This window comes from Flavobacterium sp. FlaQc-28, from assembly GCF_044007415.1.
Classification (GTDB): Bacteria; Bacteroidota; Bacteroidia; order Flavobacteriales; family Flavobacteriaceae; genus Flavobacterium.
This window is the reverse complement of sequence record NZ_JBIPCM010000006.1, coordinates 127,071-151,677: the sequence shown is the minus strand read 5'-3', so window position 1 is coordinate 151,677 and position 24,607 is coordinate 127,071. Positions and strand designations below refer to the sequence as shown.

The 24,607-nt window shown below is 32.2% G+C and carries 19 protein-coding genes and 3 tRNA genes; 14 read left to right on the top strand and 8 right to left on the bottom strand.

Going from position 1 to position 24,607, the window contains the following annotated elements; translation table 11 throughout:
* The first annotated feature begins 3 nt into the window (after positions 1-3).
* From ACHRVL_RS16295 to ACHRVL_RS16260, 8 genes are all read left to right on the top strand, one after another.
* The gene (locus ACHRVL_RS16295) at positions 4-579 is read left to right on the top strand and encodes a sugar O-acetyltransferase (RefSeq protein ID WP_395414430.1); all 576 of its coding nucleotides are present in this window, start codon (positions 4-6) and stop codon (positions 577-579) included.
* Complete coding sequence (locus ACHRVL_RS16290) at positions 579-968, top strand: VOC family protein (protein WP_089052975.1); 390 nt, start codon at positions 579-581, stop codon at positions 966-968. The genes ACHRVL_RS16295 and ACHRVL_RS16290 overlap by 1 nt, the downstream gene beginning before the upstream one ends.
* A 255-nt stretch (positions 969-1,223) precedes the next feature.
* Complete coding sequence (locus ACHRVL_RS16285; RefSeq protein WP_395414427.1) at positions 1,224-2,501, top strand: chloride channel protein; 1,278 nt, start codon at positions 1,224-1,226, stop codon at positions 2,499-2,501.
* An 87-nt stretch (positions 2,502-2,588) separates the two neighbouring features.
* Positions 2,589-3,191, top strand: coding sequence for an HPP family protein (locus ACHRVL_RS16280; RefSeq protein WP_089052973.1), 603 nt, complete (start codon positions 2,589-2,591; stop codon positions 3,189-3,191).
* 214 nt (positions 3,192-3,405) lie between these two features.
* Positions 3,406-3,945 carry a hypothetical protein gene (locus ACHRVL_RS16275; protein ID WP_395414424.1) on the top strand — a complete coding sequence of 180 codons (540 nt, stop codon included), beginning with the start codon at positions 3,406-3,408 and terminating at the stop codon, positions 3,943-3,945.
* A gap of 101 nt (positions 3,946-4,046) precedes the next feature.
* Complete coding sequence (locus ACHRVL_RS16270) at positions 4,047-4,412, top strand: four helix bundle protein (RefSeq protein ID WP_395414422.1); 366 nt, start codon at positions 4,047-4,049, stop codon at positions 4,410-4,412.
* 38 nt (positions 4,413-4,450) lie between these two features.
* Positions 4,451-5,509: a nucleoid-associated protein gene (locus ACHRVL_RS16265; protein WP_089052970.1), complete on the top strand. Its 1,059-nt coding sequence runs from the start codon at positions 4,451-4,453 to the stop codon at positions 5,507-5,509.
* Between the two features lie 204 nt (positions 5,510-5,713).
* Entirely contained in the window at positions 5,714-8,083 is a 2,370-nt protein-coding gene (locus ACHRVL_RS16260) for a GAF domain-containing protein (protein ID WP_395414420.1), read from the top strand.
* Between the two features lie 41 nt (positions 8,084-8,124).
* Here the strand turns inward: ACHRVL_RS16260 and ACHRVL_RS16255 are convergent, their stop codons facing one another.
* Positions 8,125-9,303, bottom strand: a complete 1,179-nt coding sequence (locus ACHRVL_RS16255) for a Pycsar system effector family protein (RefSeq protein ID WP_395414418.1) — start codon at positions 9,301-9,303, stop codon at positions 8,125-8,127.
* Between the two features lie 26 nt (positions 9,304-9,329).
* Here ACHRVL_RS16255 and ACHRVL_RS16250 point away from each other — a divergent pair, with 26 nt between their 5' ends.
* Complete coding sequence (locus ACHRVL_RS16250) at positions 9,330-13,064, top strand: metallophosphoesterase (RefSeq protein ID WP_395414416.1); 3,735 nt, start codon at positions 9,330-9,332, stop codon at positions 13,062-13,064.
* 160 nt (positions 13,065-13,224) lie between these two features.
* Here the strand turns inward: ACHRVL_RS16250 and ACHRVL_RS16245 are convergent, their stop codons facing one another.
* Both ACHRVL_RS16245 and ACHRVL_RS16240 read right to left on the bottom strand, forming a co-directional pair.
* A complete protein-coding gene (locus tag ACHRVL_RS16245) occupies positions 13,225-14,085 on the bottom strand; it encodes an SdiA-regulated domain-containing protein (protein ID WP_395414414.1) in 861 nt (286 codons plus the stop codon).
* Between the two features lie 149 nt (positions 14,086-14,234).
* A complete protein-coding gene (locus tag ACHRVL_RS16240; protein ID WP_089056212.1) occupies positions 14,235-15,287 on the bottom strand; it encodes a hypothetical protein in 1,053 nt (350 codons plus the stop codon).
* Between the two features lie 108 nt (positions 15,288-15,395).
* Here ACHRVL_RS16240 and ACHRVL_RS16235 point away from each other — a divergent pair, with 108 nt between their 5' ends.
* From ACHRVL_RS16235 to ACHRVL_RS16225, 3 genes are read left to right on the top strand one after another with little or no spacing between them, the layout of a single operon-like run.
* Positions 15,396-16,307 carry an ABC transporter ATP-binding protein gene (locus ACHRVL_RS16235; protein ID WP_395414412.1) on the top strand — a complete coding sequence of 304 codons (912 nt, stop codon included), beginning with the start codon at positions 15,396-15,398 and terminating at the stop codon, positions 16,305-16,307.
* Between the two features lie 3 nt (positions 16,308-16,310).
* Positions 16,311-17,147, top strand: coding sequence for an ABC transporter permease (locus ACHRVL_RS16230; protein ID WP_395414410.1), 837 nt, complete (start codon positions 16,311-16,313; stop codon positions 17,145-17,147).
* 15 nt (positions 17,148-17,162) lie between these two features.
* Positions 17,163-19,508, top strand: a complete 2,346-nt coding sequence (locus ACHRVL_RS16225) for a choice-of-anchor L domain-containing protein (RefSeq protein WP_395414408.1) — start codon at positions 17,163-17,165, stop codon at positions 19,506-19,508.
* A 123-nt stretch (positions 19,509-19,631) separates the two neighbouring features.
* On the opposite strand, the gene typA is transcribed toward ACHRVL_RS16225, so the two are convergent.
* On the bottom strand, positions 19,632-21,428 hold the full coding sequence (gene typA, locus ACHRVL_RS16220; protein ID WP_395414406.1) for a translational GTPase TypA: 1,797 nt from the start codon (positions 21,426-21,428) through the stop codon (positions 19,632-19,634).
* A gap of 168 nt (positions 21,429-21,596) precedes the next feature.
* On the opposite strand from typA, the gene ACHRVL_RS16215 reads away from it, so the two are divergent.
* A complete protein-coding gene (locus tag ACHRVL_RS16215; protein WP_395414403.1) occupies positions 21,597-23,306 on the top strand; it encodes a PAS domain-containing protein in 1,710 nt (569 codons plus the stop codon).
* Between the two features lie 5 nt (positions 23,307-23,311).
* Positions 23,312-23,728, top strand: a complete 417-nt coding sequence (locus ACHRVL_RS16210) for a response regulator (RefSeq protein ID WP_395414401.1) — start codon at positions 23,312-23,314, stop codon at positions 23,726-23,728.
* Between the two features lie 157 nt (positions 23,729-23,885).
* Here the strand turns inward: ACHRVL_RS16210 and rpsT are convergent, their stop codons facing one another.
* The 4 genes from rpsT to ACHRVL_RS16190 all read right to left on the bottom strand — a co-directional run bounded on the left by rpsT (position 23,886) and on the right by ACHRVL_RS16190 (position 24,592).
* Positions 23,886-24,137 carry a 30S ribosomal protein S20 gene (gene rpsT / locus ACHRVL_RS16205; protein ID WP_089052957.1) on the bottom strand — a complete coding sequence of 84 codons (252 nt, stop codon included), beginning with the start codon at positions 24,135-24,137 and terminating at the stop codon, positions 23,886-23,888.
* 156 nt (positions 24,138-24,293) lie between these two features.
* Positions 24,294-24,365: transfer RNA gene (locus ACHRVL_RS16200), tRNA-Glu, on the bottom strand.
* A gap of 44 nt (positions 24,366-24,409) precedes the next feature.
* Positions 24,410-24,481, bottom strand: a tRNA-Glu gene (locus tag ACHRVL_RS16195).
* A gap of 39 nt (positions 24,482-24,520) precedes the next feature.
* Positions 24,521-24,592: transfer RNA gene (locus ACHRVL_RS16190), tRNA-Glu, on the bottom strand.
* Between the last annotated feature and the right edge of the window lie 15 nt (positions 24,593-24,607).

Sequence of the window (24,607 nt, the reverse complement as noted above, 5' to 3'; positions counted from 1 at the left end):
TATATGAAAACAGAAAAAGAAAAAATGATTGCGGGAGAATATTACTTACCAGGAGATCCTGTTTTAGTAAAAGACCGCCGAAAAGCAAAAATATTATTACATACATTAAATGTAAAAGAATACCGCTTGACCAAAAAAGCAAAAGAAATTTTAAAAGAGTTAATTCCTAATTCTGGCAGTAATTTTTATATCGAACCTCCGTTTCATTGCGATTATGGGTACAATATAACTTGCGGTGACAATGTTTATTTTAATGTTAACTGTGTTGTTCTTGATAGTTGTCCTGTAAGTATTGGATCAAATGTTTTTTTCGCACCAAATGTTCAAATTTACACCGCAACTCATCCGCTTGATGCTGAATTGAGAAAATCTTTAGAAAATGCAGAACCAATTACAATTGGTGACGATTGCTGGATTGGCGGAAACTCCGTTATTTGTCCCGGCGTAACAATTGGCAAAGGCTGTGTTATTGGCGCGGGATCTGTTGTTGCAAAAGATATTCCTGATAATTCTCTTGCAGTTGGAAATCCTGCTAAAGTAATTCGAAAATTAAATCAAGAACCTCAACAAAAAAACTAATGCTTACCCTAAACAAAATCCATCATATTGCCATTTTATGCTCGGATTATCAAAAATCTAAAACTTTTTATACCGAAGTTTTAGGACTTACTATTATTAGAGAAATCTATCGTGAAGAACGCCAGTCATACAAACTTGATTTGGCATTAAATGGCATTTATGTAGTAGAATTATTCTCTTTTCCAAATCCGCCGCAGCGTCCATCGAGACCAGAGGCAGTTGGTTTACGACACTTAGCATTTGAAGTAATTAATTTAGAAGAAACTATTGCTTTCTTAACATCAAAAAATATAGAAGCGGAACCTATCAGAATAGATGAAACGACTGAAAAACGTTTTACTTTTATTGCTGATCCTGATTTATTGCCAATTGAGTTTTATGAAAGATAGAAATAAAGAGGCAAAGATGCAGAGGCTCAAAGGAACAAAGGTTTTACATACAAACTTATTCCGTTAAACTAAAAACTATGTCCCTCTGCACCTTTGAACCTTTGCCCCTAAACAAGCGATATACAAAGAAAAACACACTGAAAGAATTTTCTTGTTTATACACATTTTAACACACTATATTGAAGATTTTCTATTAAAAACCAATTTTGATGCTTAATTTTGTAATCCGCATAAAAAAGCTGCGACTTACTTCTGATGAACAAAACGGCGAAAATCAAAAAAAATCATCAATTTATCAAATTCCGAAAATTAGTTATTGTATCTGTTTTAATTGGCTTTCTATCAGCCTTTTTAGGAATTTCACTTAAAAAAATCACTGAATATTACGAGGAAATCTTCTTTCACGAAGTTTCGGTTCATCCAATATTCTATATTATTTTTCCTGTTTTCGGATTGTCTGTAATTTATTTCTTGAGACAGTATCTTTTTAAGAAAAAGGAAAATAAAGGAATCAAAGAAGTTTTTGAAAGTACAAAAACGAAAAAGAATCTTCCTTCTTATAAAATTCCATCACATTTTATAAACGGTTTAATCACTGTTATTTTCGGTGGATCAACAGGAATTGAAGTTTCTACAGTTGTAGCCACAGCAACAATTGGATCTGTTGCTCATGAGAAAGAAAATGTCTTCAGACAATATAAAACGGAATTAATTTGCGCTGGTGTCGCAGCTGGAGTTACTGCTCTTTTCAGCAGTCCAATTGCAGGAATTTTGTTTGCTTTTGAAGTTATTTCGAGAAAAGTAACACGTGCGTTTATTATTTCAAATGTAATTGCTGTTTCTATTGCATTCGGTTTACTTTCAATTTTAAAAGAAGAACCTTTGTTTGCCGTTTCTATTACAACTTGGCATTTAAAAGCAATTCCGTATTTTATTCTTTTGGGAATTTTAGCTGGAATGAATTCAGTGTATTTAACACGATGTGTATTATTTTTCAAATCTCAATTTGGAAAAATCGATACACATTATTATAAAATTCTTATCGGTTCAGTAGTTTTAAGTATTTCGTTATTTATTTTTCCTCAATTATATGGAGAAGGTTATCATGCTATAAAAGGTATTTTTGGAAATTCGACAGAAATCCCTTTAACCCTGACATTAGCTTTAACATTTATTGGTATTTTAATTCTAAAACCAATAGTTACCTCAATTACATTGGCTTCTGGTGGTGATGGCGGCGTTTTTGCTCCGAGCCTTTTTATTGGTGCCTTTTTAGGATTATTACTTGCATCGGTTTTAAACACCTTTTTCAATCTGCATGTAATTCCAGTAAACTTTATGATTATTGGTATGGCTGCGGTATTAAGCGCAAGTATTCATGCCCCTTTTACAGCAATATTTTTAGTATGCGGTTTAACAAACGATTATACCTTGTTTTTACCAATTCTTGTAGTGTGTCTAATTTCTAAATACACCGCAAAAATGATTTATCCACATACTGTTTATACGTATGCTCCAAGTTTAACAAAATAACAATTCAGAAACCAACTCACAAATCTCACAGATTTAAATACTAATCTTTAACCCTTTCTTAGTAAAATACACAAACATTAAATAATTATGCCCACTCCAAGAATTAAAAGAAGCTATCGCAAAACTCGTTATATTCTTTATAAAGAAACTTTAATTGACTACAAAGAACATTTTTGGTCATTTCTCGGATCATTTGTTGGTATTGGGATTTTAGCTTATGTACAATCGATACATTTTACAGGAAATGATGCCGTTTACTTGATTGGTTCTTTTGGAGCTTCGAGCGTTTTGGTTTACGGAATTATTCAAAGTCCATTTTCGCAGCCTAGAAATTTAGTTGGCGGACACGTAATTTCAGCTTTTATAGGCGTTACAGTTCATAAACTAGCACCAGATATTATTTGGATTGCGGCACCTTTGGCAGTTTCGCTGGCAATAATTTTCATGCAGATTACTAAAACTCTGCACCCGCCAGGAGGCGCAACAGCTTTGATTGCTATTATTGGTTCAGATAAAATTAAGGCTTTGGGTTATTTTTATGTGGTTTCACCGGTTCTTGTAGGCACACTAATTTTGCTTTTGACAGCTTTACTTTTTAACAATATGACGTCAAGCAGAAGTTATCCCAGCCACAGCACATACCACAAACATTATCATAAAATCAAAAAAAGATTAACTGGTAAGCAGTAATTGCTTCAACTGTTCCAGTACTGTTTTCATGAACTTGCAGCTATAATTTTAGGAAACATTGAAAACTAAAAAGATTCTAAAGATTCAGTACATTCACAAAACACACTAAATCACAGGAAAACAACAGCTTAAAATCTTTTCAACAAATCGTAATTCACAATTCGTATTTTGTTTTTTATATTTTACCTTTGACCTCTCAATAAAAACAAAGATTATGGTTTATAAATTTAGAGTAATTCTAGACGCCGAAGAAGATATTTTTAGAGACATTGCTATTCTTGAAGAAGATACTCTTGAAGATTTACACAATGCAATCTTCAACGCTTTTGGTTTTGACGGAATGGAAGTGGCTTCGTTCTACACCTGCGATGAAACTTGGAATCAAGAAGATGAAATTCCGCTTTTTGATACTGGCGATGTTCCTGGTGAGCAAAGAACTATGGGCGATTATCCATTATCTTCTATCTTAGATAAAGAAAACACCAAAATCATTTATGTTTACGATTTCATTCATATGTGGACTTTCTTAGTTGAATTGGCTGCTATTGAAGAGCAATCTGTTGGAGCTGTTTACCCAGAAACTTTATTCTCTCATGGAGAAATGCCTGATGATTCTGGCGAGAAAAATTTTGAAGCTGATATGCACGACGATATCTACGGCGAATTTGAAGATGATCTAGACGAAGACGATCTAGATATGTTTGAAGGCGATGACAGCTTTGAAGATTTTGGATTTGAGGAGAATTGGAATTAGTTTTTTTTGAGGTTCTGAGGTTCTGAGATGCTAAGGTTCTAAGGTTTTTATTTTGAAGGTTTTTTCTTATTTTTAATTTTTCAAATTAAAAATATATAATCGTGAGTAATTTTAGAAACCTGCTTATCTGGCAGAAATCAATGGCCTTAACAACCAAAATTTATTCTTCAACAAACAATTTTCCAAAAGAAGAAATCTTCGGATTAACTTCACAAATTAGACGCAGTTCGGTTTCTATCCCTAGTAATATTGCAGAAGGATTTGGCAGAGAAAGTGATAAAGATCTTTTACGCTTTTTAAACATTTCTATTGGCTCTTTATTCGAAATGCAGACTCAATTAGAAATTGCAAAAAACATATATTACTTAAAAGAAAACGATTTTAACAACTTATATGAGGACAGTCGCGAAGTAGAAAGAATGTTAGTTTCTTTTATAAAAAAAATAAAAGACAGAACTAAACCTTAGTACCTTAGCATCTCAGAACCTCAGCACCTTAAAAAAATATGATCAACTTATTCAACACTCACATCGAGACGCTTTCGATACACCGCGTAGGGAACAAAAGCCGTAACGAAGCTATTTTTTTATCAGAACAGCCATTTAATTTAAATGACGAAATTGTGCCTTTGATAAAAGAGTATTTCTTTAAACCTTTTAGAGAAAAGGAAGAAAACTATTATCAGTTTGCGCACGAAGTAGATTTGGATTATAATGATATGTTTAAGTATGCTTCTGAAATTTTTGATAATCCTGGGAATGTTCAGGAAGTTTCAAAAAAAATCACAAAGCATTTGTACGAGCAGTCTAACCATCCGCATATTAAAAACGGAGAGGTTTATGTTACGTACTTAACCAATTTAAGTATCGATAATAATGTAGTTGATGCTATCGGAATTTTTAAAAGTGAGTTACAGGCTGACTTTTTACAATTTGAAGAAAAAGACAGCAATCTTGAAATGATTTTACAACAAGGGATCAACTTGAGTAAATTAGACAAAGGATGCTTAATTTTTAATTATAAAAAAGAAGAAGGATATAAAATCCTGACTGTAGACAGCAATCGTTATGATGCACGTTATTGGTTAGAGCACTTTTTATCTGTTGATGCTTTTGAAGATGAAAACTTCATCACTAAAAAGTACTTGAAATTCTGTCAAAACTTCGCAAAAGATGTTGTTTTACCAGCAGAAGACAAAAAAGAAGAAGTTATGTTCATGAACCGTTCTGTGAATTACTTCGCTAAAAACGATCAGTTTGAAGAACAAAATTTCTTGAATGAAGTACTTGACAATCCTGACTTAATTCCTGAATTCAAAAACTATAAAGTTGATAAAGGAGAAAAATACAGCATCGAAGATGTAACCTCATTCCCAATTGCAAATGCAGCAGTTTCTGACGCTAGAAAATCGATTAAAAACGTTATTAATCTAGATACGCATATCCAGATTAAAATGGATTTTATCAATCCTGAAAGTGCAGAGAAATTTGTTGAAAAAGGCTGGGATGAAGAAAAACAAATGTATTACTACTTAGTTTACTTCAATAAAGAAGAAAAAAGCTAAGAGTTATTCATTTTCTATTACTTACTTAAAACGAAAAACGGCAGTTGCAATTTGTAACTGCCGTTTTTTATTGACCTTTTTACGTTATAAAAGTTTTTCTTTTCAAAATATCAATTAAACTCGATAGTACTATAAACGAAAGAAATCGCAAAATGCTAAAGATTCTTAATTTATGCTTAATTTTGTGTTTTAAAACCAAAACAGATGGATCGTCTTTTACACAACGAAAGTCCTTTCGAAACGATAATCTCATTTCATAAGCTGATTGAATCTTTTGAAGAAATTGCTTTATCTGATGTTGATTATCGATCTAATTACGCTAAAGCCATTTTAAAAGAGGTTGAAGCATATCCGGAATTTAGAACCGGAATTCACGACTACTCTATTATTAAAAATAATGAAGGTTTAATTAAAAACTTAGTTGCTGATTTATTTCCAACTGCACTTACACATAACGAGATAAAGGCAATTACAATTCCTTTTCAAAACGTTTCGTTCAATTATACCGAACGATTCAAGAAAATTTTACGTAACGCCGGCGACGAATTTTATATGGAAATTCGTGATTTTGATGAACATCAATTTTACATCAACAATTGCTGTTTGATTTTAGGCGATTACTACAAACAAAATCTCGATTTCAACAGACCTTTTTTCTATGATATTCCAGACGAAAACGGCATAGAAAAGCATTATAGAATTTTATATAATGCCGATTTTATGGAAATTACTCCAACAGAAAAAGCAATACATTTAACACAGGACGATATCGATCTTCTTATTGATAATTATAACGATATTGATTTATGGAAATCTAAATTCCCTAAAGGAAGCTGGATTCTTAAAGGTTTTGGCATTGTTTCTTTGTTTGATGCAACGACCGAAAGTGCTATTTCAAACTTAAAAAGTAATTTATTAAAACCCGAAACGACAAGAGTTGCTTCGACAGAAATAATTGAAAACATTTTTAAATCGATATTTAAAATTTCTAATTTAAAAGTTGGTTTTATAATCTATAATCCTGAAGAAGAAAAATTCATCAGGCCAATAAAGTTTGACAATCAACTTACCAGTTTTTTATTAAAATCAGATCAGGAAGTAGATTGTAAAAATGCTTTTTTTGGATGTTCTTTTGAAAATTTATTAGACAAAAAAGAGCCGCTTGTTATATCTAATGTTAAAAAATTCATCGAAGATTCTTCAAACAAAAAACTTGGTGAACATCTTTTAAAACAAGGAATTCAAAGCTGTGTTTTTGCTCCGGTTATAAAAGATGGTCATTTATTGGGTGTAGTCGAATTAGTTTCTGAAAATGCAAGAGAACTAAACAGCGTAAATGCTACAAAACTGGAATTAGTTTTACCGTACTTAACAGATACTATCGATCGCTATAATACCGATATGCAGCATCAGGTTGAAGCTATTATTCAGCGTGAGTATACAACAATTCACCCAAGTGTTTATTGGAAATTCAAAAAAGAATCGCAAAATTACTTTCAAAATATAAATCATACAAAAGACTATATTTTTAAAGAAATTGTGTTTAAAAATGTATTCCCGTTATACGGACAAATTGATATTAAAAGTTCATCTGAACATCGAAATGAAACTGTAAAAATAGATCTTCAAAATCAACTTACAGCACTATTAGAAATTTTTAATAATCAAAAACCCAACTCTAATTTAGTTCTTTTAGAGCAGAGAAAATTTGAACTAGAATCGCTTCGAGACGAATTAGAATTTCCTTTGAAAGCAGATACTGAACAGCATATTCAGCGCTATATCGAAGAAGAAATTCATCCGATATTGAAAAACACAAAAGACAATGCTAAAAATGTAAAATTGGAAGAATTGTACTTTGAAACTCTGGATGAAAAAACAGGAATGTTTTATCAGGAAAGAAAGAAGTTCGACAATGCTATGTCGATTATCAATAAAAGATTAGCTTCTGTTCTAGATAAAAAACAAATCGAGGCACAGCAAATTTATCCGCATTATTACGAACGTTTTAAAACTGACGGTGTTGAACATAACTTATATATTGGAGCTTCAATTGCACCAACAAAACCATTTGATATAATGTATCTGCATAATTTGCGTTTATGGCAGCTGCAAACTTTATGCGAAATGGAATTGGCTCATCATCAGTTAAAAGAATCATTGCCATACGAATTAGATGTTACTTCGTTGATCTTGGTATTTAGTTCTCCGCTTTCAATACGTTTTAGAATGGATGAAAAACGTTTTGATGTTGACGGAACTTATAATGCCAGATATGAAGTTGTTAAAAAACGAATTGACAAAGCAAATATAAAAGGAACTAACGAACGTATTACTGAAAAGGAAAAAATAACAATCGTGTATTCGCAAAACAGCGAAGAAGCTGAGTATTTAAAATATATCAAATACCTGCAGCACACGAAAGTTCTTGAACCCGCAATAGAACAATTTGAAGTCGAAGATCTTCAAGGCGTTTCTGGCTTGCGAGCAATTCGAGTGAAAGTGATTAATAATACTTCGAATTCAGAGGTAAAAAAAATAACCTATCAGGATTTATTAGATGAGCTCAACTAAATTAGTTGAGCTTTTTTTTGAACCTTTAGATTGATTAAAATTTAAATAGACTTAAAAGCGATTACAAACGCAATTACTGTAATAATAATTCCTACCATAAAAAGGTTGTATGCAATGCGCAGTAAATTGTACTTTCGCTGTAAAACCAATCCTAGGTAATATAAATCTTTAATCATTGTTGAGTACAAATAATCACGGTCTTTCATCATTTCATTCATGGCCCAATCGTAATCCTCAAGAGGCATTTTATAGAAATTTCCAAAGAACATTAAATTCACTTTTTTCTCTTCAACATCAGCGCGCGTAAAAAAACCAGAGGTTACTTTTGGCCGCGTAGAAAGTATCGCAAAAATAATGGTAACCACACTTGAAATCAACATAATGAATGTTGGCAATACCAAATGTGCATTTTTTGGACTGTCTAGTTTTGGAATAATAGACGAAAGTGCAATCGAAATAATAATTGCATTAACAGATAACAGAATATTAGCTTTACTATCGGCAATACCGCTTAAACGTGTATGATTTCCAAGAGTAACACGAAACAAAGTATCAATGCCTCGATCTGGTTTTTCGAGTTTTTCTCTCTTTTTGATCTCCTCCTCTATTGCTTCGGCCGCTTTTAATTCTTGTTTATCTATTTTTTTTCGAATAAGAACTAAATTTTTCTCTTTAAGCGGCTGCCATTTTCTAAGTGCATAATCCGTGTAAAAACGGTGTTTATTCAATAAAAAATTCAAATTCTCTTTAGCCCATTCCGCATTTGTGAACGATATTTTTCCCGTATTTTTTAGTTCTAAACGCAGCAGCTCGCAAGTGGTCACGTATTCTGTTCCCATAAGATGCGCATAATCTGCATCTTTAATAATTTTTTCTAAGTGCGTTTTAGGAACGTATTCTTTCTGTGTTGCCAAAATCAAATCGGCAACAGCTGCGATAAACTCTTCTGACTGCCCTTTTTCTTTCAAAAAAGCAGTTGCAATTTTCACACTCTCTTTCTCATGATTATCATAACCATGTACATAACCTGTATCGTGAAACCAAGCCGCAATTATAAGAACTTCTTTATCACTATCACTTACTTCTTCTTTCTTGCATAGTTCTTTAACTGCAGTAACAACAGTTAATGTATGGTTAAAATTATGGTAAGAATATAAATTAGAAAGTTTATCTTTGAGTAAATTACTGACGAAATCTTCGGATTGATCTATTAGATTCATAAAGAATATTTTTATACCACTAAATTATGAAATTGTTTTTGGAAAATCATTTCATTGCTAAGATTAAAAACTATTTATTAGCAATTACCACTCTTATATTAATCAGCTCTTGCGCAACGCATAAACCTCAATACGGAAAAAATGTAAGCGCCAACGAAACAGAAAACGCAACTGATACCATAAAAATTGCCCAAACATTTTATCTTGTTGGAGATGCTGGAAATGCTGATGAAAAACAAGCACAACAAACACTGGAACTTTTACATCAAAAATTAAAAAAAGCCAGTAAAAAATCAACTTTACTGTTTTTAGGAGACAATATTTATCCAAAAGGTTTTCCGAGTGATAAAAACCCTGATGATAAAGCACTTGCAGAAACTAAACTTACCAATCAATTAAAACTAACTAAAGGATTTAAGGGAAAAACTATTTTTATTCCCGGCAATCACGATTGGTACAGCGGTATAAAAGGATTAGAACGACAAGCTGATTTTGTAACTAATTATTTAAATGACAAAAAAGCTTTTTTACCAAGAAAATCATGCCCTATTGAAGGCGTAAAAATTGACAGCACTACAACGTTAATAACCGTTGATAGTGAATGGTTTCTTGAAAACTGGGACGATCATCCTACTATCAACGATAATTGTTCTATAAAAACACGAGAAGATTTTTTTGATGAGCTGGAAAGTATTTTAAACAAAAATCAAGAAAAAACAGTTGTTCTGGCAATTCATCATCCTTTGTTAAGCAATGGAACGCATGGCGGACAATTTTCTATGGAAAAGCAATTATTTCCTCTTGAGAATAAAATTCCGCTTCCAGTTATTGGATCATATATTAATTTACTTCGAAAAACATCTGGTGTAAGTCCGCAGGATATTCAAAATAAGCAATATACCATTTACACCAAAAGAATTAAAACGCTGTTACAGAAACAGAAAAATGTGATTGTTGTTTCTGGACACGATCATAATCTGCAATACATCAGCAAAGAAAATATTCAGCAGATTATAAGCGGAGCCGGATCAAAATCTGAAGCTGCGAGAGCTGTAAATCCCTACGATTTTTCGTATGGCGGAAATGGTTATGCAACTTTAACCTTGTTTAAAAGCGGCGATGCAAAAGTTTCTTTTTATGGAAATGAAAACAATAAAGAAAAACTGCTTTTTGAACGTGAAATAATTAAAGCTAAAGAGATTAACTGGGCGGCAGATATTCCGAATAACTTTCCGCCAAAAATTACGACTTCTATCTATCCGCCAAAAATGACTGAAAAAAGTATCTTTCATAAATTCTTGTTCGGACAGCATTATAGAAAATATTACAGTATGCCAATCGAAGTAAAAACGGCTACAGTTGATACTTTAATGGGAGGCTTAAAACCTATTCGAGAAGGCGGCGGACATCAATCAGTTTCACTTAGAATGTCAGATCCAAAAGGCCGCGAATACGTAATGCGCGCCATGAAAAAAAGTGCAACAGCTTTTTTACAATCAGTTGCTTTTAAAGATCAATATGTTGTAAACGATTTTGCCGATACTTATGCAGAGAATTTCTTATTAGATTTTTACACTACATCTCACCCGTATACAAGCTTTGCGATTGGCAATTTATCAGACCAAATAGGATTATCGCACACCAATCCTGTTTTATACTATATTCCTAGGCAAAATGGCTTAAAAGAATTTAATGCAAGCTTTGGAGATGGTTTATATATGGTTGAAGAAAGACCTGCTGACAATCATATTGATGCCAAAAACTTTGGAAATCCGAGTGATATAATAAGTACAAGCGACATGATGACTAATCTTCATAAAGATGAAAAATATGCTGTCGATGAAAAAGAATATATTAAAGCACGTTTGTTTGATATGCTGATTGGTGATTGGGACAGACACAGTGATCAATGGCGTTGGGGTGAGCACAAAAAAGACGGAAAAGTAATTTACAAACCAATTCCGAGAGATCGTGATCAGGCGTTTGTAAAATATGACGGAACTTTACTTTCGCTTTTAATGAATATTCCAGCACTGCGTCATATGCGTACTTTTAAAAGTTCAATCGATAATGTAAAATGGCTTAACAGAGAACCTTATCCTTTAGATTTGGCATTTTTAAAAACGGCTGAAGAAAAAGACTGGATTGAGCAGGCAAAATTTATTCAAGAAAACTTATCTGACAGCGATATTGAAAATGCTTTTAAAAATTTACCAAAAGAAGTTCAAGATGAAACGATTGAAGAAATTAAGCAGAAACTAAAAAGCAGAAAAAAAGAACTTCAAAAATATGCAGTACGTTATTCTGATGTTTTAAGCAAAACAATTATGATTGCTGGAACTGACAAAAAAGACAAATTTGTATTGAATCATATTGCTGAAAACAAAATTGAACTTCAGGTTATCAGAATGAAAAAAGATGGCGACAAGTTACAATACACCAAAATGATAAACGATGCTAAAACCAAAAATTTATGGATTTATGGTTTAGATGATAATGATGTTTTTGAAGTAAAAGGCGATCATAAATCGAAAATTAAAATTCGTTTAATCGGCGGTCAAAATAATGATGTTTATACTATTGAAAACGGACGAAAGGTTATTGTTTACGATTTTAAATCAAAAGAAAACACCTATAACTTAGACTCAAAAACTAAAACTCAGTTAACTGATGACTACGATGTTAACTTATACAATTACGAAAAACCAAAATACAATGTAATTTCAGGCTTGCCAAACATTGGATACAACCCTGATGATGGTGTAAAATTAGGTTTTAATGTAAATTATACCGTGAACAATTTTAAACAGAATCCTTATACTCAAAAACATGTATTAAACGGTTTTTACTATTTTGCTACCGGCGGTTTAGAATTTAATTATGCCGCACATTTCCCTGGATTACTGGGTAAATGGGTTATTGATGTTGAATCGCAGTACACAACTCCAAATTTTGCCATGAACTATTTTGGATATGGAAACGAAAGTCAGAACAATGACGAAGAATTTGGAATGGATTACAACAGAGTCCGTATTCGAAAATTTAATGTATCAGGTGCTATTAGACACGTAGGACGATACGGAAGTGAATTCAGTGTTCAGCCTATTTTTCAGAAAATGACAGTTGAAGAAACCGAAAACAGATATATTGACATTCCAAATATCGTAAACCCAATGGTATTTGACAGCCAGACATTTGGAGGTTTGAAAGTGAAATATCAATTTAAAAATTCTGATTTTGCTGCAAAACCAACTTTAGGAATGGCGTTTATGATTGCCGCTACTTGGACGACAAATTTGAGTGACACGAAACAAAATTTCCCTACACTTGAAAGTTTTTTAGGCTTCACTCATAAAATTGATCATAATGGAAAACTAGTTTTAGCGACTTATGTTAAAGGAAAAGCCATTTTAAATAATAATTATGAATTCTATCAAGGTGCAGTTTTAGGAGGTGACACTGATTTAAGAGGGTATAGAAACGATCGCTTTTTAGGTAATTCGTATTTCTCTCAAAGCTCTGATCTTCGATTAAGTCTTGGTAAAATCGAACGTACGGTTGCTCCCTTGACTTACGGAATTTTAGGCGGTTTTGATTACGGAAGAATCTGGCTTGATGGGGAAAACTCAAGAAAATGGCATCACGATTACGGCGGCGGTCTTTGGTTGAATGCAATCAATGTTTTAACAGCCAGAATCTCTTATTTTAAATCTCCTGACGAAGTAGGAAGAGTTATTTTTGGGGCTGCATATAGTTTCTAAAAAAAGGCACTAAGGTTCTAAGATGCTAAGGTGCTAAGTTTTTTCCTAGATCCCAATCAAAAAACAGCCTCGAATTCACGAATTAATTATGATTAAAATTCGTGAATTCGAGGCTGACTTTTTAAATACAATTCGTTGAGATGTATCTCAGAAATTCAAATTATTTTAGTTTAAATTCATAAACATTACCTCCTGTCTTGTTCGCTTTTTCATCGGCAATAAGCAAAGTATTGTTGTCTTTAAAAACAACGGCCTCTTTTTGAGAAAAATGATTGAGTTCAATTTCAGTCTGAGTTCCTTTATGAAATAAATCTCCCTTAAAATCTTTAAATAAGACAATCTTATCATGACTTAACAAAGCCACTTTTTTTCCGTCAGGGCTAATCGTTGCACTGGTTAGTACACAATGATTATAGTTATCACAGGTTTTAAACTCCCCTATTTTAACCGCTTTTTGAGTTCCTTTTGCATTTTTTATTTTATAGATAAAAGCAGTTCCGTCAAAACCTTTGCTTCTATTTTTGGTAAAAAGATAAAAGTAACCGTCGTGTTCAAAAAAACCTTCAACATCATAAAACATTTCTTTTTTCTTTGGAGGAAATTCAGTTTGTTCTGGATAAGAGAACGAAATTTTATATTCGGCAGAAGCCACATCTTTATCCAATTGAGTTTTATCTACTTTATAAATGCATAAATCTTTACGTTCGTTATCGTTATTTCCAAAATCACCAATATAAAGATTCCCCTTTTTATCTTTTGTTATGTCTTCCCAATCCACATTTACGGCATTTGAAATCGTAATCGTTTTTGCTAATTTCCCTTCGGCATTTAATGCATAAACTACATTTTTGTTTCCGCTGTCTTCTAAAGTATAAAGTAAATTTGTCTCAGGAAAATAAGTTATTCCTGAAACTTCTTTTAACTTTTTTGGAAGTGAATAAAGCGTTTTTAAATCACTATTTGTTTGTTGCTGACACGCTAATAAAACAATAGAAGCGGCTACTAAAAAAGATTTTTTCATAAGATTGAGTTTTTTTTTGACCCATATAAGTAATATAAGAAAATTTAAGTTTTGCTTTGTGAATATAGCTTGAATTGATTTTTTAAAATCATATAGAGAAATTCAAATTTTGCCTTTATGAACTTATATAACTTATATGGTTTATCCTTTTAAACTAAGTTTGTGTTTTTAAAATTACGCGTAATAAATTCGAATGCTGCATGCATAATATGCCCCATCGATTTAGCATTTTTAAATTTCATATCGTTTGTATATCGATACAATTCCATTTTCAATTGATTCAAATGTTCTTCGGTCGAAATGGTATCGTGACACATTATATTCAGCAATTTATGTATTCTCGTTTCGGCTGAATGTATACGCTTTGCTAGAATCGCTCTTTCTTCATCTTTATACTGAATAATGGATCGATCTTCTAATTTCTCTTTTATGAGCTGCATCATTGGATAATTTTCTTTAAAAAACTGCGGACGATACACTTTAAAATTTCCTTCGTAACACTGCTGATCAAAATCGATTGGACGAATTTTATAAACTACTTGATCAAAATCGTGAATGGGCACAATTACATAATTATAAGCACGCATATCGCCTAAAAGCCTAATCATACAACGTTCATTAAACTTTACAAACTCCTTTGCAATCTGAGATTTTTCGGTTTCAGTACAATTGTGCAATAAAGTATCCATAAAAACATCGCCCGGAATACCTATAATATGCTCTTCGATTAAAGTGTCTTTATAAACCAAAAAGTTAATTTTATCAGGCGAAAGAATATCTTCCAATTCAAGTCCGTAAATCCTAGAAGCATCTGCTTTTTTGATATAAAAATGAACATAATTGTCATTCAAAATATTACGAACTTTAATTCGAAACGGTTTTGAGTTTCCAAAAGTACAATAGTCAATTGCATCAATATTTAAAAACTGAATGATATCACTATTTCCATCAGAATGTAAAAGCGAATAAATTTTCTTCAGATTCAAATCGATTTCATTTCTTTCGAACTCGCTGTAATAAACCCGAATCCACAAAGTATCCGTTTCATTTTTATCATATACATTGACCGAGCCCGAAAAACGCAATAAGTCATCATAGAACACAGATACTTTCGAAATTCGTTCGTATCGTTCTAAATAACTTAATAATGGACGTGTTAAAGGGTAAGTAGGTTTCTTTAGCACCATTAATGGTTCGCTCATTTTGAATATCTTTATTACAAATTTACACGAATAAGATGATAAAAATAAATTTGGCGTAACAATATCCCACTTGCTTCGTCTTACTAAAAAACTAAAACCACAATTAACTTGGAAACCATATTAACTATCGAGAATCTCAGCAAAAGGTACGGACGCATTAATGCGCTTCAAAATGTATCTTTTAGCATTAAAAAAGGACATGTTTACGGAATTTTAGGTCCAAACGGAAGCGGAAAATCAACCACTTTAGGAATCGTTTTGAATGTTGTAAATAAAACTTCCGGCGATTACAAATGGTTTGACGGTAAAGTGCAAACGCACGAAGCTTTAAAAAAGGTTGGCGCTATTATAGAACGTCCCAACTTTTACCCGTACATGACTGCTGAAGAAAACCTGAAACTGGTTTGCAAAATAAAAAGCATTGATTATTCTAAAATAAATGAAAAACTGACTCTTGTAGGTTTAACCGAAAGAAAAGACAGCAAATTCAGTACTTTTTCTTTAGGAATGAAACAACGTCTTGCAATTGCATCGGCACTATTAAATGATCCAGAAATTCTAATTTTAGATGAACCTACAAATGGTTTAGATCCACAGGGAATTCATCAAATTAGAGATATTATTAAAGAAATTGCATCGCACGGAACAACCATTTTATTGGCTTCGCATTTACTAGACGAAGTCGAAAAAGTTTGCTCGCACGTTGTTGTTCTTCGCAAAGGCGAAATTTTATATTCAGGATCAGTTGATGGCATGTCTGCTAATGAAAGTTTCTTCGAATTACAGGCAAATGATAATTTAGCTTTAAAATCAGTTCTAACAGAGCATCCAGCTGTAGATAAAATCAAAGAATCAGATGGAAAAATTTTGGTAAATCTGAAATCCGATTTATCAGCTTCTGAACTGAATTTGTATTTGTTCTCTAAAAATATTGCTTTGAGCCATTTGGTAAAACGCAAAAATAGTTTAGAAGCACAATTTTTAGAACTAACTCAAAAAGCCACCATCAAAAATAACTAAGCCATGAACAGACTTGTCTCTATAGAATTACAGAAAATTTGGAAAAATAAAGCCAGCAAGATTCTTACTTTAACTTATTTTATCCTTCTTTCATTTATTGCATTAATTGCATCTATAAAATTTGATCTAGGTGTTTTTAAATTTCATTTGGCCGAAATGGGAATCTTTAACTTTCCTTTTATCTGGCATTTTAACACCTATATCGCAGCATGGCTGAAATTTTTTCTTGCTATTGTAATTGTTTCAATGATGGCAAATGAATACAGCTACGGCACATTAAAACAAAATTTAATTGATGGTTTAAGCAAAAAAGAGTTTATTCTATCTAAGTTTCTTACGGTTGTGCTTTTTGCATTATGCTCTACCATTTTTGTTTTTGTAATGAGTTTACTGCTTGGATTAAGCTTTTCATCGTACACTGAATTTGATGTCATTTTCATGGATTTAGATTATTTGCTTGCCTTTTTTGTAAAATTGGTTGGTTTCTTTTCTTTCTGTTTGTTTTTAGGAATCTTGGTAAAACGATCTGCATTTGCTTTGGGATTTTTATTAGTTTGGAGTATCCTTGAAGGTATTGCAAAAGGTCTATTAGTTTTCAAAATATTTCCTGAAAGCACGACTGGATATACTATAATGAAGTTTTTTCCACTGGAAGCAATGTCAAACTTAATTATAGAACCCTTTTCAAGACTTTCAGTTATTAAAAATATCGGAGCGCAAATGGGCGTAAATGATGTCAAAGATTACAGTGTAAGTTATACTTCGATATTGATTGTTTTAATCTGGACTTTTTTGTTTATTTACTTTTCTTACAAACTATTAAAAAATCGAGATTTATAGTATATTTGTTATACTATGATTCCAGCAAAACGTTTTTTATTTATTCTATTTTTATGCTGTTTATCCGCAAAGATGAATGCGCAGGTTATAACTATTGACGATACAAAAACACCAACACAGTTAATTGAAGATATTTTAGTTAATAGTTCATGTGCCAATGCCTCAAATTCAACAGGTCGCGGCGATAATTTTAGACCTGGAAAACAGAGTTTCGCTTATTTTAATAGTAACGGAAGTAGTTTTCCTTTTAGAGAAGGAATCGTTTTGGCAACTTCAACAGCTCAAAGTGCAATCGGCCCCTTTGTTAGTAACCCAAATGACGGTTCTGATGATAGTATTTCATGGGGTCGTGACACCGATCTGGATCAAACACTTGGTATTAATTCAATAAATACAACGGTGCTGGAATTCGATTTTATTGCAAACACAAGTTCCTTGAGCTTTAATTATATTTTTGCTTCAAATGAATATCAATATGATTTTCCATGCAGATATTCTGATGGATTTGCTTTTTTAATCAAAGAAGTTGGAACTGCAGACCCTTATAAAAATTTAGCAGTAATCCCTAATACAAATACGCCTGTTTCTTCAGTAAATATTCATCCAAAAATTGATCCGGGATCAAGTGTTGGCGGCATTAGCTATCCTGGCTGTGCAGCTTCAAATGAAAGTTACTTTAACGGACGAAATACAAATACAAGTCCTATAAATTTTGCTGGACAAACTGTCGTAATGACTGCTAGCAGCACGGTAACTGCAGGAAAAAAATATCATGTAAAACTTGTAATCGGCGATGCTGACGTTAGATACCAAACTTCAGCAATTTTTCTTGAAGCAGGAAGTTTTGCTTCTAAAATTGTTCTTGGAGAAGATCGAACAATTGCAAATAACAATCCTGCCTGTTTTGGAGAAAGAATTACTTTAGACAGTAAACTATCAGCTGCAGATTATACTTTTAAATGGTATAAAAAAGACGATCCTTCTATTACATTAAGTACAAATCCAACTTATGAAGTTACAGACGCAGGAAATTATGTAGTTGAAGCCACCGTAATAAGTACAACGTGCATATTATCAGGAGAAATAAAAATAGACTATGCTTTAGAAATACAGTCAACAGATACCTCTCTACTACAATGTGATGATAATACAGATGGCATTTCTATTTTTGATTTAAACAAAGTAAACAATATCGTAAAAAATAATGTTGCTTCGATTTTAAATGAAGGCTTTTATGAAACACTGACTGATGCTCAGAACAAAACAAATAGAATTGCATCTCCAAACCGATATATTAATAATGCACCTAATCAAATTGTTTACGCTCGTCTTGAAAATCAATTTGGATGCTTTAAAATTGCTCAAGTAACTTTAGAAATTGCAAATACATCTATTACTGACCCAAATCCGATAAGTACTTGTGACCAAGATCAAATTCAAGACGGATTGTATCAATTTGATTTGGATAGAGATGTTACACAACAGCTTGGTCTTGCAACTGGATTAACTGTTAATTACTATGCAACCGCAAATGATGCTGTAACAGAAACAAATCAGTTACCAAATATTTTTAGAAACACAACTGCATTCAATCAAACTATTTATGGCAGAGTTGTAAACGGACCAGATTGCTACGACATTATTCCAGTTCCTCTTGTGATAAACACATTTGACCCGCCAAATTTTGAAAATGAATCTGTTTTTGTATGTAAAAATAGTGATGTAACGCTAACTGTAGATTCTGGTTTTAACAGTTATTCTTGGAATACTGCACCGGGAAATACCACAAATTCATTAACTGTTACTGCACCGGGAGATTACGCTGTAACTGTAACAAATGCAAATGGCTGTAAAAAAACTAAAACCTTCAAAGTTATTTTATCAGAACCTGCAACATTGACAGGGTCGACTGTAAAAGATTTTTCAGGAAACGATAATTCAGTTTTGTTAGAATATACTGGAGTTGGAGACTACGAATTTTCATTAGACGGTGTTACGTTTCAAGATGATCCGTTATTTACCAGAGTAGCTGCCGGCACTTATAATGCTATTGCCAGAGACAAAAATGGCTGCGGATTATCAAATAACATTACTATATATGTACTTGATTATCCAAGATTTTTCACACCAAACGGAGACGGTTATAATGATTTATGGTTTATCAATGACATCGAACATCTTCCAAATTTTAAAATTTATGTTTTTGATCGCTACGGAAAATTACTGAAAGAAATGAATCAAAACAGCATTGGCTGGAATGGTATTTTTAATGGTCAGCAGCTTCCCTCTGATGATTATTGGTTTACTTTGACCTTTGTAAATGGTAAAAGCGTAAAAGGCCATTTTAGTTTAAAAAGATAAAACATTTAAATCTAACACCTAAATTTTAAATTCAAATTACATAAAATTCGAATTTAAACCATAAAGAAAAATCCCAAACTCCATACTGGAATTTGGGATTTTTTATATTGAAATTTAAAATTATTAAACTTTAAATCTTTTTCTATCAGTTTCAGTCAAATAGATTTTTCTTAGACGAATAGATTTTGGTGTAACCTCTACATACTCATCTTTTTGAATGTACTCTAAAGCTTCTTCAAGAGAGAAAATAATTGGAGGGATAATTCTAGCTTTTTCATCAGCTCCAGATGAACGAACGTTAGATTGTTTTTTCTCTTTAGTTACATTCACACACATATCATCACTACGAGAGTTTTCTCCAATTACCTGACCTTCGTAAATTTCAGCATTTGGTTCAACAAAAAACTTACCACGATCTTGTAATTTATCGATAGAATAAGGAATAGCTTTTCCTTTTTCCATAGAAATTAATGAACCTTTGTTACGTCCAGAAATTTCTCCTTTGTAAGGCTCATATCCAATGAAACGGTGTGACATAATAGCTTCACCAGCCGTAGCAGTAAGCAATTGATTTCTTAAACCAATAATTCCACGTGAAGGAATATTAAATTTAATGATCATACGCTCACCTTTAGTCTCCATACTTAACATTTCACCTTTACGAACTGTTACGAATTCAACTGCTCTACCTGAAAGGTTTTCTGGTAAATCGATTGTTAATTCTTCAATTGGCTCACATTTTTTACCATCGATTTCTTTGATGATAACTTGCGGTTGACCAATTTGTAACTCATAACCTTCTCTTCTCATTGTTTCAATAAGAACAGATAAGTGAAGTACACCACGACCAAAAACCATAAATTTATCTGCAGAATCAGTTTCACCTAACTTCATTGCTAAGTTTTTCTCTAATTCTTTTGTCAATCTTTCTCTAATATGACGAGAAGTTACAAATTTACCTTCTTTACCAAAGAAAGGTGAATCATTAATTGTAAACAACATACTCATTGTAGGCTCATCAATAGCAATAGAAGCTAAACCTTCAGGGTTTTCGTTATCAGCAATAGTATCACCAATTTCAAAACCATCAATACCAACTACGGCACAAATATCACCAGCAATTACTTCTGCTACTTTTTTACGTCCAAGACCTTCAAAAGTATGTAATTCTTTGATTCTTGATTTTGTAATAGTACCATCTCTCTTTACTAAAGAGATTGCCATACCTTCTTTCAAAATACCTCTCTCTAAACGACCAATTGCGATACGCCCAGTAAAAGCAGAGAAATCTAAAGATGTAATTAACATTTGCGGAGTACCTTCAGAAACTTTAGGAGCTGGTACATTAGCAATAACCATGTCTAATAAAGGCTCAATGTTTTCTGTTTGGTTTTTCCAATCGTCAGACATCCAGTTGTTTTTAGCAGAACCATAAACAGTTGGAAAATCTAACTGCTCTTCTGTAGCACCTAATTCAAACATTAAGTCAAAAACTTTTTCATGAACTTCTTCAGGAGTACAGTTTTCTTTATCAACTTTGTTGATAACTACACAAGGCTTCAAACCTAAATCAATAGCTTTTTGTAATACAAAACGAGTTTGCGGCATAGGACCTTCAAAGGCATCCACTAATAAACATACACCATCGGCCATGTTCAATACACGTTCTACTTCACCTCCAAAATCCGCGTGGCCAGGAGTATCGATAATGTTGATTTTTGTTCCTTTGTATTGAACAGAAACGTTTTTAGAAGTAATAGTAATACCTCTCTCACGCTCTAAATCGTTATTATCAAGAATTAAATCACCTGTGTTTTCGTTGTCACGAAATAATTGACAGTGATACATAATTTTATCAACCAAAGTGGTCTTACCGTGATCGACGTGGGCAATAATTGCAATATTTCTAATAGATTCCATTTGTGTTTTTTAATGGGTGCAAAAGTACACTTTATTTTCTAAAAAAAAACGTTTCTGTGATAGTTTGCGTATATACAAGTAATTAGTTCATTAAATCAATGTTAAATTAGGCATCAAAATGAACTTTACTTATTGTTTAGTTATGGTTAATTTAACTATATTTGAGTAATGAAAAGTAAAACTCTCCTAATTACTCTTGTTTACGTTATCATATCACTAATTATGGCAACAGTGTGCCATAATCTACTCATTAAATACTTTTTTCAGTCAAAATATTCTTATTTATTTTATTTAAAGGACATTTTTCTTATCCTGACTACAGGACTTATTTTCAAATACATACTCACAAAAAATAAAAATAGAAATATTTCTATTTTTAAGAAACTAAAAAAAACAAACGAAGAAATAAAAGAATCCAACGAAAAATATGACATCGTTGCAAAAGCAACAAGTGATACTATTTGGGATTGGAAAATACAAGAAGACCGAATAAATTGGAACAAAGGAATTGAGAGCGTTTTTGGATACAACCCTGAAGAAGTTGGAAAAACTTCAAAGTGGTGGTTTGACAAAATTCATCCAGAAGATAGTATTAGAATGTCTATTAAACTGTACTCTTTTATTGAGCAAAAAACAGAAAAATGGCAGGATCAATACCGTTTTAGATGTGCGGATGGAAGTTACAAATATGTTTTAGACAGAGGTTTTTTACTAAAAGATGAAAACGGAAGAGCCATCAGAATGATTGGTGCAATTCAAGATATTACCAAACAAAAAGAAGAAGAACAACGATTAAAACTACTAGAAACCGTAATCACACAATCTAAAGATTCAATTTTAATTACCGAAGCCAATTCTGTCGATCGTAAAATACCAAAAATAGTTTATGTTAACCCAGCTTTTTCTCAAATGTCTGGCTATGGATCAAATGAAATAATCGGAAAATCTCCAAATATCTTCAAAGGACCAAAATCAGACTCAGATGAACTAAAAAAACTCTTAAGAGCCATCAAAAATGAAGAAGAATGCTTGATAGAAACAATTAGTTACACTAAGAAAAAAGAAGAATACTGGGTACGCTTCTCTATGATTCCTATTTTTAATAACGAAGGTTTGATATCACATTGGATTTCTATTCAAAGGGATATTACTGACGAAAAGACACTGGAAACTGAAAAAGAGCATTTAATTCGTGAACTAACACAAAACAATAAGGACTTAAAACAATTCTCATACATCACATCACATAATTTACGAGCTCCATTATCTAACTTAATTGGACTTTTAAATCTTATTGAAGATATTCCTATCGAGAATACTGAACTGCAAGAGATTTTAGGAGGTTTTACAAAATCAACTCATTTATTAAATGAAACAATTAATGATTTAGTAAAAGTCATAATTATAAAAGACAATCCTTCTATGCAAAAAGAAGAAGTTTCGTTAAAAGAAGTTTTTGAAAATGTTTTCAGCCAGCTTTCTTTTCAAATTGAACTACATAAACCAATTATTAAATTAAAATTCGAAAAAGTCCCTTTATTAAATACAAACAAGGCTTACATTGAAAGCATTTTACTCAACCTGCTTACAAACTCAATAAAATACAAGTCCGAAAACCGTAAATTAAAAATATCGATAACCGCCGAACAAATTGACCAACAAGTTACATTAACCTTTAAAGACAACGGAATTGGAATAGATCTAGACCGAAATCGCGATAAGGTTTTCGGCCTTTATCAGAGATTCCACAATTATCCAGACAGCAAAGGACTAGGTTTATATCTTGTAAAATCTCAAGTAGAAACCATGGGCGGAACGATTAGTATTGAGAGCGAAGTCAACAAAGGCACAACATTTACGATAACATTTAAAAACTAAACACCATGCTTGAGCAAATTTTATGCATTGACGACGACCCAATTACATTAATGCTATGCAAAAAAGTAATTTCAAGATCATCATTTTCACATGAAATTATCACTGCTCAAAATGGTGAAGAAGCACTACTCCATTTCAACACCTTAAAATACACCAATAATAAAAATAAGGTAAACAAAAAACCAGAGCTGATTTTTTTAGATTTAAACATGCCCGTTATGAGTGGATGGGAATTTCTAGATCATTTTATTTCACCTGACTACAAAGAGTTCAACAGTGCAAAAGTCATTGTATTATCTTCTACAATTGATCCTGACGATTTAGCCAAAGCAAAAAAATACCCTATAATAATAGATTTTCTTTCAAAACCAATTACGCTGGCCATGTTAGAATATCTCAAAAAGAAAATAGACATCGATTAAAAACCAGATATTACTAACTCCTAAAATCGAACAAAAGATACAATTAGAGAATATTAAACTCAAAACTCTCCTAAAACTGAATTTAAGATTTTCATTTTTAAACAACAAAAAAGTCCTCTAAAAGAGGACTTTTTAATATTTAGGAAATTGTAATTAATTACAATTTAGCAACATGTTTCGTTAATTTAGACTTCAAGTTAGAAGCTTTATTATCATGAATGATGTTCTTTTTAGCTAATTTATCAATCATAGAAATTACAGTTGATAATTTTGCAGTAGCATCAGATTTATCAGTAGCTAATCTTAATGCTTTAATAGCGTTACGAGTAGTTTTGTGTTGATATCTGTTAAGAACTCTTCTTTTTTCGTTACTTCTGATTCTTTTTAATGCTGACTTATGATTTGCCATTTTGTTTTAATTTTTAGATGTAATAATTATTATAAGTACTAGTTAAAAAAGAAAAACCTCCCACAATTGCAAAACAATCACTTTGGTTTTAACTAATAAAACAAAAACCGAGACACCAATTTTTATTTTACAAAACTTATTCACAACTAATTTTTGTAGTCTGTAAGGGAATCGAACCCCTGTTACCAGGACGAAAGCCTGGAGTCCTAACCCCTAGACGAACAGACCAATTTTCCTCTAAGTTTTCTTCAATTTATATAAAATTGAATTTGTAGTCCGTGGGGGAATCGAACCCCCCTTACCAGGATGAAAACCTGGCGTCCTAACCGATAGACGAACGGACCATTACATCAAGTTAAATAACTTATTCGCAGAAAAAAAAGTAGTCCGTGGGGGAATCGAACCCCCCTTACCAGGATGAAAACCTGGCGTCCTAACCGATAGACGAACGGACCATGTATTTCTCTAAT

Coding starts and splice junctions, on each gene's coding strand:
- ACHRVL_RS16215 (WP_395414403.1), top strand. CDS start 21,597: ATGAAAAGTAAAACTCTCCTAATTACTCTTGTTTACGTTATCATATCA.
- ACHRVL_RS16275 (WP_395414424.1), top strand. CDS start 3,406: ATGGTTTATAAATTTAGAGTAATTCTAGACGCCGAAGAAGATATTTTT.
- rpsT (WP_089052957.1), bottom strand. CDS start 24,137: ATGGCAAATCATAAGTCAGCATTAAAAAGAATCAGAAGTAACGAAAAA.
- ACHRVL_RS16245 (WP_395414414.1), bottom strand. CDS start 14,085: ATGAAAAAATCTTTTTTAGTAGCCGCTTCTATTGTTTTATTAGCGTGT.
- ACHRVL_RS16295 (WP_395414430.1), top strand. CDS start 4: ATGAAAACAGAAAAAGAAAAAATGATTGCGGGAGAATATTACTTACCA.
- ACHRVL_RS16285 (WP_395414427.1), top strand. CDS start 1,224: ATGAACAAAACGGCGAAAATCAAAAAAAATCATCAATTTATCAAATTC.
- ACHRVL_RS16265 (WP_089052970.1), top strand. CDS start 4,451: ATGATCAACTTATTCAACACTCACATCGAGACGCTTTCGATACACCGC.
- ACHRVL_RS16240 (WP_089056212.1), bottom strand. CDS start 15,287: ATGAGCGAACCATTAATGGTGCTAAAGAAACCTACTTACCCTTTAACA.
- ACHRVL_RS16290 (WP_089052975.1), top strand. CDS start 579: ATGCTTACCCTAAACAAAATCCATCATATTGCCATTTTATGCTCGGAT.
- ACHRVL_RS16210 (WP_395414401.1), top strand. CDS start 23,312: ATGCTTGAGCAAATTTTATGCATTGACGACGACCCAATTACATTAATG.
- ACHRVL_RS16230 (WP_395414410.1), top strand. CDS start 16,311: ATGAACAGACTTGTCTCTATAGAATTACAGAAAATTTGGAAAAATAAA.
- ACHRVL_RS16250 (WP_395414416.1), top strand. CDS start 9,330: ATGAAATTGTTTTTGGAAAATCATTTCATTGCTAAGATTAAAAACTAT.
- ACHRVL_RS16260 (WP_395414420.1), top strand. CDS start 5,714: ATGGATCGTCTTTTACACAACGAAAGTCCTTTCGAAACGATAATCTCA.
- ACHRVL_RS16225 (WP_395414408.1), top strand. CDS start 17,163: ATGATTCCAGCAAAACGTTTTTTATTTATTCTATTTTTATGCTGTTTA.
- ACHRVL_RS16280 (WP_089052973.1), top strand. CDS start 2,589: ATGCCCACTCCAAGAATTAAAAGAAGCTATCGCAAAACTCGTTATATT.
- typA (WP_395414406.1), bottom strand. CDS start 21,428: ATGGAATCTATTAGAAATATTGCAATTATTGCCCACGTCGATCACGGT.
- ACHRVL_RS16255 (WP_395414418.1), bottom strand. CDS start 9,303: ATGAATCTAATAGATCAATCCGAAGATTTCGTCAGTAATTTACTCAAA.